Source organism: Actibacterium sp. MT2.3-13A, from assembly GCF_018139985.1.
Classification (GTDB): Bacteria; Pseudomonadota; Alphaproteobacteria; order Rhodobacterales; family Rhodobacteraceae; genus JAGSOU01.
The window spans coordinates 1-9780 of sequence record NZ_JAGSOU010000037.1 but is presented as its reverse complement, the minus strand read 5'-3'; the positions used below and the strand labels follow the sequence as shown (position 1 = coordinate 9780).

Sequence of the window (9780 nt, the reverse complement as noted above, 5' to 3'; positions counted from 1 at the left end):
CGCAAACGCGCGCGCCGCGTCGCGCAGCATGCGCTCGTCCTCGGTCAACTGGTCCTCCAGCCGGAAGGCATCCTCCCAGTCAAAGCGCGACATGTCGGGGGCGTCTTTCGGTTTCAGCGCGGGGGCGTCGGTCATGTCCTGTCTCCTGTGCATTTGCGCGCCAAGGGATAGCGCGGGCCGGGGCGGGGGGCAATCGGGGCATCGCAACCATTCCTTGCCCGCCCCGCCGCACCGGCCTAGGCTTTCAGCCAGGCAGCGCGAGAGGAGGGGCGCATGGGCGAGGATATTTCGGGCATCGACGAGGTGCAGGCCCTGTTGGCGGGGCAGGATTACGTCTGCGGCCGGGCCCTGGCCACGGTGACCTTCCTGGCGCTGAAGCTGGGCCGGCCGCTGTTCCTGGAGGGCGAGGCGGGCACCGGCAAGACCGAGATCGCCAAGGCCATCGCGGCGGCGCTCGGGCGCGACCTGATCCGGCTGCAATGCTACGAGGGGCTGGACGCGGCCAGCGCGGTCTACGAATGGAACTTCGCCGAGCAGATGATCGCCATCCGCACCGCCGAGGCGGTGGGGTTCGAGGGCGCGGGGGCCGACCGCATCGCGCTCAAGGACGAGCTGTTCAGCGAACATTACCTGATCGAACGCCCGCTGCTGCAGGCCATGCGCCCGCATGTGTCCGGCCCGCCGGTGCTTCTGATCGACGAGATCGACCGCACCGACGAGCCCTTCGAGGCGTTCCTGCTGGAGGCGCTGAGCGATTACCAGGTGACCATCCCCGAGATCGGCACCATCCACGCCGCGCGCCCGCCGATCGTGATCCTGACCTCGAACCGCACCCGCGAGGTGCATGACGCGCTGAAGCGGCGCTGCCTCTATCACTGGGTCGATTATCCCACCTTCGACCGCGAGATCGAGATCCTGCACGCCCGCGCGCCGGAGGCGTCGGAGAAACTGTCGCGCGAGGTTGTGGGCTTCGTGCAGAAGCTGCGCACCGAGGACCTGTTCAAGCGCCCCGGCGTGGCCGAGACCATCGACTGGGCGAAATGCCTGCTGGCGCTCGACGTGATCGAACTGTCGCCCGAGGTCATCGCCGACACCATCGGCGCGATCCTGAAATACCAGGACGACATCCAGCGCCTGCAGGGATCGGAGGCCAAGCGCATCCTCGACGAGGTGCGCGCCGAACTGGGGCCGGTGGGCTAGCGCGGCATGGCCGAACTTCCGCCGCTCGAGCTGCCCGAGGAGGGCAAGCTGGCCCAGAACATCACCCATTTCGCCCGCGCCCTGCGCCGGGCGGGGTTGCCGGTGGGGCCGGGCAAGGTGATCGACGCGGTGCGCGCCGTGGCCGCGGCGGGCTTCACCGAACGCGAGGATTTCTACTGGACGCTGCAGGCGGTGTTCGTGTCGCGGCCCGAGCAGCGGCAGGTCTTCGCGCAGGTCTTCCGCCTCTACTGGCGCGACCCGCGCTATCTGGAACACATGATGTCGATGCTGCTGCCCGCCGTCCGCGGCGTGGCCGAGGAGCGGCAGGTGCAATCCGCCGAGAAACGCGCGGCCGAGGCGCTGCTCGACGGGGCGCAGCGCGAGCTGCCCGCGCCGGAGCAGGACGAGGCGGGCGCCGAGATCGAGATCGACGCCTCGCGCACGGCCTCCGCGCGGGAGCGGCTGAGGACCCTCGATTTCGAGCAGATGAGCACCGCCGAGATCGCCGAGGCGCGGCGCATGCTGGCGCGCCTGTCGCTGCCGGTCAAACCGCTGCCCTCGCGCCGCCTGCGCGCCGATTCCCCGGGGCCGCTGCCCGACTGGCGCGCCACTTTCCGCAGCGCGCTGCGCCACGGCGGCGAGATCCGCGGCATCGCGACGCGGACCCGGCGCGAGCGCTGGCCGAGCCTCGTCGTGCTTTGCGACATTTCCGGTTCGATGTCGCAATACAGCCGCATGGCCCTGCATTTCCTGCATGCGGTGGCCAATCACAAGGGCGCGGGCTGGGCCAGGGTGCATGCCTTCACCTTCGGCACGCGGCTGACCAACATTACCCGGCATCTCGCCACCCGCGACGTCGATGCGGCGCTGGCGGCGGCCGGGACGGAGGCGCAGGACTGGCAGGGCGGCACGCGGATCGGTGCTGCACTGCATAGGTTCAACAACGACTGGTCTCGCCGGGTGCTGGGGCAGGGCGCGGTGGTGCTGCTGATCAGCGACGGGCTGGATCGGGGCGACCCGGAGGAACTGACCCGCGAGATGCAGCGCCTGCATTTGTCGGCGCGCCGGGTGATCTGGATCAACCCCTTGCTGCGCTGGGAGAATTTCGCCCCCAGGGCGGCCGGTATCCGGGCCATGCTGCCGCATGTGGACTGCTTTCGCGCCGGTCATTCCATCGCCTCTCTGGAGGGGCTGGCCGAGGCGGTTTCCTCGGCCGCGGACGCCGGGGAAAAGCCGCGCCTGATGCAGCTCCTTTAGGCTGCGACCCGCGAAATTGCCGCCCCGCAGAAGAATTTTTTACCGGTTGATCTGGATCAAGGCGGGGGAGCGTCCCCAAATATACATCTACAATACACGATGCAGTCGGAATGCGCGGACCCGCGACGTCCCGATCGCACTTTTCCCAGCGCCGCGTACTTCCCGACGCGGCGCACCCCAGAGGCGCCGGGCTCTCCCTCCCGCAGCTTCTGTCTTCCCGATGCGGCGGGCCTCCCTCCCGCCGGATCGGGCCCCAGATGCCGCCGCTTTTCCCTGGCGCGGGCATGCACTGGACCGGACGCCGTGGGCCTCCCTCCCACGGCGTCTTTTCATCTGCGGCATCTCGTCCGGGGCAGGGATTTCTTGCCGGCTGCGCTTGAATAATTCACACATCGGAATATGTTCACAATCGAAGTTGGCGGCACGCTCCCGAAGGGCGGTCGGACAAGCGCCGGATGAACCCTGGGTCCCTGCCAGGGTGCCGGTGTCCGTCCCGCAGCGAGGGCCGTGCCCGCCAGGTTCCCAAATGTCCGCGTGCCTTTCCCTCACGCGGCTTCCTGAACGCCGGGGGTCCTCCCACCCGCGGCACCCTGAACGCCGCGGGCCCTCCCTCCCGCGGCGTTTTATTTTTTTGCGCCGCCGGCGCGCCGGAGGCGCTGGCCCGCGATCAGCCCTCAGCGCATCGGTTTCGCGTCGGGCGCGCGCATTTTGGGTGGCGCGGCCAGGGCGTCCGCCGCATATTCTGCGCCAGGGAGGGAGTGCCATGATCACATATGACGACATGCCGGAAACCGCGCTGCGCTGGCACCGCGAGGGGCAGGGGGCCGCGCTGGCCACCGTGGTCGAGACCTGGGGCAGCGCGCCGCGACCGGTGGGCAGCCAGCTGGCGATCTCGGGCCGCGGTGCGATCGCGGGGTCCGTCTCGGGGGGCTGCGTCGAAGGCGCGGTGGTGGCCGAGGCGCTGGACCTGCTGGAGACCGGCGCGGCCCGCGTGCTGGAATTCGGCGTGGCCGACGAGGATGCCTTTGCCGTGGGGCTGGCCTGCGGCGGTCGCATCCGTGTGCTGGTGGAGCCCGTGGGCGGGGCAATTCCCGAGGACATGCTGGCCGAACTGGTCGCGGCCCGCGCCGCGCGCCGCCCCGTCGCCTATGTCGTGAACGTCGAGAGCGGGGCGCGGCGGCTGACGGATTCCTCGGACCCGGCGCTGGGCGCGGCCATCGCGGCGCGCTTGCGCTCCGACAAATCGGGCTACGAGGGCGAGGAGTTCGTCGCGATTCACAACCCGCCGCTGCGGCTGGCCATCGTCGGCGCGGTGCATATCGCCCAGCCGCTGGTGCAGATGGCGCGCCTTGCCGGCTACGACCCGACGCTGATCGACCCGCGCGAGACCTTCGGCTCGGCCGCGCGCTTCCCCGGCGAGACCATCGTCGCCGACTGGCCAGACGAGGCGCTGGCGGCGCACGGGCTGGATGCCCGCACCGCGGTGGTGACGCTGACCCACGATCCGAAGCTCGACGATCCGGCGATCCGGGCCGCGCTGCGTTCGGAGGTGTTCTATCTCGGCTGCCTGGGCTCGACCCGGACGCATGCCAAACGCGTGGCGCGGCTGGCCGAGGCGGGCTTCTCCGAGGCCGAGATCGCCCGCATCAACGCCCCTGTCGGGCTGGACATCGGGGCCCAGTCCCCGGCCGAGATCGCGCTGGCCATCATGGCCCAGATCACCCTCCGTCTGCGCGGCCCGAAAGGATAATCCACTTTCCCGAAAGTCAACGGTTCTCAAACGCTCAAACGCGTGATTTACTCCGACACAAATTTCCAGGGAGGAGAACCATGACGAAGGTCAGCATGACCGTGAACGGCAAGCCCGTTTCCGGCGAGGTCGAAGGCCGCACCCTGCTGGTGCAGTTCCTGCGCGAGGGGCAGGGCCTCACCGGCACCCATGTCGGCTGCGACACCAGCCAGTGCGGCGCCTGCGTGGTCCATGTGGACGGCAAGGCGGTCAAATCCTGCACCATCTTCGCGGCCGAGGCCGAGGGTGCCGAGGTGACAACGATCGAGGGGATGGCCAACCCCGACGGCTCGCTTTCCACCATCCAACAGGCGTTCCAGGACCATCACGGCCTGCAATGCGGCTTTTGCACGCCGGGCATGGTGATGTCGGCGGCGGCGCTGCTGGCGGAAAACCCCAAGCCCACCGAGGCCGAGATCCGCGACTATCTCGAGGGGAACATCTGCCGCTGCACCGGCTATCACAACATCGTCAAGGCGATCCTGGCCGCATCCGGCCAGGATGTCGCCGTGGCGGCGGAATAAGCGGGCCAACCCGCAACCGCAATTTTCAGGGAGGAATTATCATGCCGAAAGATCACGGAATCGGCGCCAGCCAAAAGCGGCGCGAGGACGTGCGGTTCCTGACCGGTCGGGGCCGCTACACCGACGACATCAACCTGCCCGGGCAGGCCCATGCCTGCTTCGTGCGCTCGCAGGTGGCGCATGGCCGGCTGAACGGCGTGGACACCGCCGCCGCCGCGGCCATGCCCGGCGTGATCCGCGTCTTCACCGGCGCGGATTTCGAAGGGGTGGGCGGGTTGCCCTGCGGCTGGCAGGTGACCGACCGTCACGGCCAGCCGATGCAGGAGCCGGGCCATCCGGTGCTCGCCCAGGGCAAGGTGCGCCATGTCGGCGACCCCATCGCCGTCGTTGTGGCCGAGACCTTCGAGCAGGCCCGCGACGCGGCGGAGATGGTGGATGTCGACATCACCGAACTGGACCCGGTGATCGACATGAAGGCGGCGCTGGCCGACGGCGCGCCCAAGGTGCATGACGATCTCAGCTCCAACCTCTGCTACGACTGGGGTTTCGTCGAGGACAACCGCGCGGCGGTGGACGAGGCGATCAGGAACGCCCATCACGTCACCACGCTGGAGCTGGTCAACAACCGCCTCGTTCCGAACGCGATGGAGCCTAGGGTGGCGGTGGGCGACTACAATTTCGCCACCGACGATTCGACGCTCTACACCACCTCGCAGAACCCGCATGTGATCCGCCTGCTGATGGGCGCCTTCGTCCTCGGCATCCCCGAGCACAAGCTGCGCGTGGTGGCGCCCGACGTGGGCGGCGGCTTCGGCTCCAAGATCTTCCATTATGCCGAGGAGGCGTTCTGCACCTTCGCCGCGAAACAGCTCCGGCGACCGGTGAAATGGACCTGCCAGCGCTCGGAGAGCTTCATCACCGACGCCCATGGCCGCGACCATGTGACGAAGATCGAACTGGCGCTGGACAAGGAGGGGCATTTCCAGGCCATCCGCACCGAAACCTACGCGAACATGGGGGCGTATCTGTCCACCTTCGCGCCCTCGGTGCCGACCTGGCTGCACGGCACGCTGATGGCGGGCAACTACAAGACGCCGCTGATCTATGTGAACGTGAAGGCGGTGTTCACCAATACCGTGCCGGTCGATGCCTATCGCGGCGCGGGCCGGCCCGAGGCGACCTTCCAGCTGGAGCGCGTGATCGACAAGGCGGCGCGCGAGATGGGGATCGACCCGGTGGAGATCCGCCGGCGCAACTTCATCACCGAATTCCCCTATGCCACCCCGGTGGCGGTGGAATACGACACCGGTGATTACCACGCCACGCTCGACAAGCTGCTGGAGATCGCCGACGTGGCGGGTTTCGACAAGCGGCGCGCGGAGAGCGCCAAGCGCGGAAAGCTGCGCGGCCTCGGCCTGAACTGCTACATCGAGGCCTGCGGCATCGCGCCGTCGCAGCTGGTGGGGCAGCTCGGCGCGCGCGCGGGACTCTACGAATCGGCCACGGTGCGGGTGAATGCCACCGGCGGCCTCGTGGTGATGACCGGTTCGCACAGCCACGGGCAGGGGCATGAGACCTCCTTCGCGCAGGTGGTGGCGGACATGATCGGCATCGACGAGAACATGGTCGAGATCGTGCATGGCGACACCGCCAACACGCCGATGGGCATGGGCACCTATGGCTCGCGCAGCCTCGCCGTGGGCGGCTCCGCGATGGTGCGGGCGACCGAGAAGATCATCGCCAAGGCGAAAAAGATCGCCGCCCACCTGATGGAGGCCAGCCCCGACGACATCGAGCTCAAGGACGGCCGGTTTTCGGTGGCGGGCACCGACAAGTCGGTGGCGTGGGGCGACGTGACGCTGGCGGCCTATGTGCCGCACAACTACCCGCTCGAGGAGATCGAGCCGGGGCTGGAGGAGACCGCCTTCTACGATCCCAGCAACTTCACCTACCCCGCGGGCGCCTATGCCTGCGAGGTGGAGGTCGATCCCGACACCGGCAAGGTGACGATCTGCTCCTTCGCGGCGGCCGACGATTTCGGCAATATCGTCAACCCGATGATCGTCGACGGCCAGGTGCATGGCGGGCTGGGGCAGGGTATCGGCCAGGCGCTGCTGGAGGGCGCGGCCTATGACGAGAGCGGCCAGCTGCTGACCGGCAGCTACATGGACTACGCCATGCCGCGCGCGGGTGACCTGCCCAGCTTCACCATCGACCATTCCTGCCAGACGCCGTGCACCCACAACCCGCTGGGGGTCAAGGGCTGTGGCGAGGCGGGCGCCATCGGCTCGCCGCCGGCGGTGGTCAACGCCGTGGTGGACGCGCTGCAACGCGCGGGCCACAGCAACGTAACCCATATCGACATGCCGCTGACGCCCTCGCGCGTCTGGGCGGCGATGCAGGGCTGAGGAGAGACGCCAAATGTATGCATTCGATTTCGAACGCCCCACCACAATCGCCGACGCCGTCAAGGCGCTGTCGGCCGAGGACGCGCAGGCGCTGTCGGGCGGGCAGACCCTGATCCCGACGCTGAAACAGCGCCTCGCCTCGCCGTCGCGGCTGGTCAGCCTGACCGCCATCCCCGAGCTTAAGGGGATCTGCGTCGCCGATGACGGCGCGCTCTGCATCGGGGCGGCGACGTCCCATGCCGACGTCGCGGCGGAGGCTACGGCCTATCCGGCGCTGGCGGCGCTGGCCGGCCAGATCGGCGACCCGGCGGTGCGCAACCGCGGCACCATCGGCGGCAGCCTGGCCAACAACGACCCCTCGGCCTGCTACCCGGCCGCGGCGCTGGGCTCGGGCGCGACCATCGTGACCGACAGGCGCAAGATCGCGGCGGACGACTATTTCCAGGGAATGTTCGAGACCGCGCTCGACGAGGGCGAGATCATCACCGAGGTCCGCTTCCCGGTGCCGGAAAAGGCCGCCTACATCAAATTCGAACAGCCCGCCTCGCGCTTCGCGCTGGTGGGGGTGTTCGTGGCGAAATACGCCGGTGGCGTTCGCGTGGCGGTGACCGGCGCGTCGGAGGACGGCGTGTTCCGCTGGGCCGAGGCGGAGGCGGCGCTGTCGTCCGATTTCAGCGCCGGCGCGATCGACGGGCTGTCGGTCGGCGCCGATGGCATGATCGGCGATCTGCACGGCACGCCGGAATACCGCGCGCATTTGGTCAAGGTGCTGACCGCCCGCGCCGTGGCGGCGGCGGGCTGACACGAAAAACCCCCGCCGGGCAACGCGGCGGGGGTTCATCCAGACGCCAAGACTTTTCGGAAAAGTCTTGGCAAGATCCTTCGGAAGGATTCTGCCTTACTTCGGCAGCGGCCCGATCATCATGATCATCTGGCGGCCTTCCATTTTCGGCATGTTCTCGACCTTGCCGATCTCCTTGACGTCCTCGGCGACCCGCTCCAGCAGTTCGCGGCCGAGGTTCTGGTGCGCCATCTCGCGGCCGCGGAATCGCAGCGTGACCTTCACCTTGTCGCCCTTCTCGAGGAACTTGACGACATTGCGCATCTTGACCTCGTAGTCATGCGTGTCGGTGTTGGGCCGGAACTTCACTTCCTTGACCTCGATCACCTTCTGCTTCTTGCGCGCTTCGGATTCGCGTTTCTGCTGTTCGTATTTGAACTTGCCGAAATCCATGATCTTGCAGACAGGCGGCGTCGCGTTGGGCGAAATCTCGACCAGATCCAATCCGGCCTGTTCGGCCAACTCCATGCCGCGCGCCGGGGTAACCACGCCGATGTTTTCGCCTTCGGCGCCGATCAGACGGATTTCGGGGGCCCGGATACGTGCGTTGACGCGGGGGCCAGTGTCGCGCGTGGGGGGCGCGTTGTGAGGTCTGCGGGCTATGGTGTCGTTCCTTCTGCAATTCTAGAGAATGGCTGGCAAAATAGACTTGGGGACGGCTCGTTTCAACCCGGATTCGTGGGCGCGTCAGTGCGGCGCGTTGCGCGCGGCGCGGCCTTCGTGTTTTCTGCGCCGCGACGCATGTATGTTTTCGGCGCTTTCGGCGCCGATTGGGAAAAAAGGACGGAAAGATGCAACGACTCCTCAACATCGTGTCGGCCCTGCTGATGCTGGCCGTGGTGCTCTATGCCTTCGGGATTTTCGGCTATGCCATCTACCAGGGGCTTCAGCCGGATGAGCCCGTGGCGCAAGCCACCGAGGATGCCGCCGCCGTGGCTGAAGAAACCGCCGCCGCGGCGCCCGCCGCCGAAGAGGCCGGCGCGCCCGCACCGGCTCCGGCCGCCCAACCCGAAGCCGTGCCCGCGCCGGCGGCCGAGGAATCCGCCGCCGCCGCACCGGCAGCAGAGACCCCCGCGCCCGCCGAGGCCGCCGCGCCCGCTCCGGCGGCGCAGCCCGACCCGGCGGTCGAGGCCGCCGTCGCCAGGCTGGTCGCCTCCCGCCCGGCGACGAGCCTCGCCGGCCTGCCCGCGGCGCTGCAACCCGAAAGTTTCGACGGCGAGGCGGTTCTCGCGATGATCGCCGCCTCCGATCTTGCCGACACGGTGAAAAGCTCGCTCTCCGCTTCGGTCCGCAACGCGGCGACCAATCCCGACATGGTGCAGGCCGTGGCCCTGCAGGTGAAGGAGGCGCTGGGGCTCAAGGCGCAGGCGCCGGCGCTGGTCCCGGCCGCCCCGGCGATCGACATCTCCGGCCTGCCCGCGGCGCTGCAACCCGAAAGCTTCGATGCCGGCGCCGTGCTGCGGATGATCGCCGAGGCCGATCTGCCCGGGACGGTGAAATCCTCGCTTTCGGCCGCGGTCGAAAATGCCCGGACCAACCCCGGCATGGTGCGGGGCGTCGTGCTTCAGGTGAAAGAGGCGCTGGGGCTCTGATCGCATCCCCGGCCACGAAAAAACGCCGCGCGGGCGACCGCGCGGCGCTGTCTTTTCTCAGGCGCTGGCGGCCTCAGTCCACGAAGGCCTTCTCGACCACATATTCCGCGGGGTCGGAATTGGCGCCCTCGCGCAGCCCGTAGCCCTCCAGCAGGGCCTTGATCTCCAG

Annotated in this window: 8 protein-coding genes and 2 pseudogenes; 7 read left to right on the top strand and 3 right to left on the bottom strand. The window is 68.4% G+C overall.

Features of this window, described 5'->3' with window-relative positions:
- Positions 1-135 (bottom strand): annotated as a pseudogene (locus tag KCI33_RS18010) (acyl-CoA dehydrogenase); the annotation flags it as partial.
- 138 nt (positions 136-273) lie between these two features.
- On the opposite strand from KCI33_RS18010, the gene KCI33_RS17695 reads away from it, so the two are divergent.
- The 6 genes from KCI33_RS17695 (at position 274) to KCI33_RS17670 (ending at position 7980) form a co-directional block, all read left to right on the top strand.
- Positions 274-1200 (top strand): MoxR family ATPase, encoded by a 927-nt coding sequence (locus tag KCI33_RS17695; RefSeq protein ID WP_212526130.1) that lies wholly within the window; start codon positions 274-276, stop codon positions 1198-1200.
- Positions 1201-1206: 6 nt separating this feature from the next.
- Positions 1207-2457 carry a VWA domain-containing protein gene (locus KCI33_RS17690; protein ID WP_212526129.1) on the top strand — a complete coding sequence of 417 codons (1251 nt, stop codon included), beginning with the start codon at positions 1207-1209 and terminating at the stop codon, positions 2455-2457.
- Between the two features lie 763 nt (positions 2458-3220).
- Positions 3221-4207 carry an XdhC/CoxI family protein gene (locus tag KCI33_RS17685; protein ID WP_212526128.1) on the top strand — a complete coding sequence of 329 codons (987 nt, stop codon included), beginning with the start codon at positions 3221-3223 and terminating at the stop codon, positions 4205-4207.
- Positions 4208-4287: 80 nt separating this feature from the next.
- Complete coding sequence (locus KCI33_RS17680) at positions 4288-4770, top strand: (2Fe-2S)-binding protein (RefSeq protein ID WP_212526127.1); 483 nt, start codon at positions 4288-4290, stop codon at positions 4768-4770.
- A gap of 41 nt (positions 4771-4811) precedes the next feature.
- Entirely contained in the window at positions 4812-7178 is a 2367-nt protein-coding gene (locus KCI33_RS17675) for a xanthine dehydrogenase family protein molybdopterin-binding subunit (protein ID WP_212526126.1), read from the top strand.
- 13 nt (positions 7179-7191) lie between these two features.
- Positions 7192-7980, top strand: a complete 789-nt coding sequence (locus tag KCI33_RS17670) for a xanthine dehydrogenase family protein subunit M (RefSeq protein ID WP_212526125.1) — start codon at positions 7192-7194, stop codon at positions 7978-7980.
- Between the two features lie 96 nt (positions 7981-8076).
- Here the strand turns inward: KCI33_RS17670 and infC are convergent, their stop codons facing one another.
- Positions 8077-8622 (bottom strand): translation initiation factor IF-3, encoded by a 546-nt coding sequence (infC, locus tag KCI33_RS17665; protein ID WP_212526131.1) that lies wholly within the window; start codon positions 8620-8622, stop codon positions 8077-8079.
- Positions 8623-8810: 188 nt separating this feature from the next.
- On the opposite strand from infC, the gene KCI33_RS17660 reads away from it, so the two are divergent.
- Positions 8811-9611: a hypothetical protein gene (locus KCI33_RS17660; RefSeq protein WP_212526124.1), complete on the top strand. Its 801-nt coding sequence runs from the start codon at positions 8811-8813 to the stop codon at positions 9609-9611.
- 73 nt (positions 9612-9684) lie between these two features.
- On the opposite strand, the pseudogene KCI33_RS18005 reads toward KCI33_RS17660, so the two are convergent.
- A pseudogene (locus KCI33_RS18005) lies at positions 9685-9780 on the bottom strand (ferredoxin--NADP reductase); the annotation flags it as partial.